1 protein-coding gene is annotated in these 1,141 nt (G+C 71.3%); it reads left to right on the forward strand.

Features of this window, described 5'->3' with window-relative positions; all coding sequences use genetic code 11:
- Positions 1-1,122: serine hydroxymethyltransferase (glyA, locus tag ACZ4Z3_RS40160; protein WP_468505695.1), on the forward strand; the 1,122-nt coding region annotated here is incomplete at its 5' end.
- Between the last annotated feature and the right edge of the window lie 19 nt (positions 1,123-1,141).

Here is a 1,141-nt window from a genome sequence, read left to right on the forward strand (position 1 = left end):
TCCGTCCTCACCAACAAGTACGCCGAGGGCTACCCCGGCCGCCGCTACTACGGCGGCTGCGAACACGTCGACGTCACCGAACAGATCGCCATCGACCGCGTCAAGGCCCTCTTCGGCGCCGAGTACGCCAACGTCCAGCCCCACTCCGGCGCCTCCGCCAACCAGGCCGCCCTCTTCGCCCTGGCCCAGCCCGGCGACACCATCCTCGGCCTGGACCTCGCCCACGGCGGCCACCTCACCCACGGCATGCGCCTGAACTTCTCCGGCAAGCAGTTCAACGTGGTCGCCTACCACGTCGACACCGCCACCGGCCTGGTCGACATGGACGAGGTCGAACGCCTCGCCAAGGAGCACCGCCCCAAGGTGATCATCGCCGGCTGGTCGGCGTACCCCCGCCGGCTGGACTTCGCCGCCTTCCGCCGGATCGCCGACGAGGTCGAGGCGTACCTGTGGGTGGACATGGCGCACTTCGCCGGTCTCGTCGCCGCGGGCCTGCACCCCAACCCCGTCGAGCACGCGGACGTGGTCACCTCCACCACCCACAAGACCCTCGGCGGCCCCCGCGGCGGGATCATCCTCGCCAAGCAGGCCTTCGCGAAGAAGCTGAACTCCTCGGTCTTCCCCGGCTTCCAGGGCGGCCCCCTGGAACACGTCATCGCCGCCAAGGCCGTCTCCTTCAAGGTCGCCGCCGGCGAGGAGTTCAAGGACCGCCAGCGCCGCACCGTCGAGGGCGCGAAGATCCTCGCCGAGCGCCTCACCGCGCCCGACGCCCGCCAAGCCGGCGTCAACGTGCTGTCCGGCGGCACCGACGTCCACCTCATCCTGGTCGACCTGCGCGAGTCCGACCTGGACGGGCAGCAGGCCGAGGACCGCCTCCACGAGGTCGGCATCACCGTCAACCGCAACGCCGTCCCCAACGACCCCCGGCCCCCCATGGTCACCTCCGGCCTGCGCATCGGCACCCCCGCCCTCGCCACCCGCGGCTTCACCGCCGCCGACTTCACCGAGGTCGCCGACATCATCGCCGAGACCCTCAAGCCCTCCTACGACACCGAGGCCCTCAAGGCACGGGTCAAGGCCCTCACCGCCAAGCACCCGCTCTACCCCACCCTCGGCACCTGACCCCGAGCGGCGGCGGGGA

The sequence above is a fragment of the Streptomyces sp. NPDC030296 genome, from assembly GCF_055572815.1.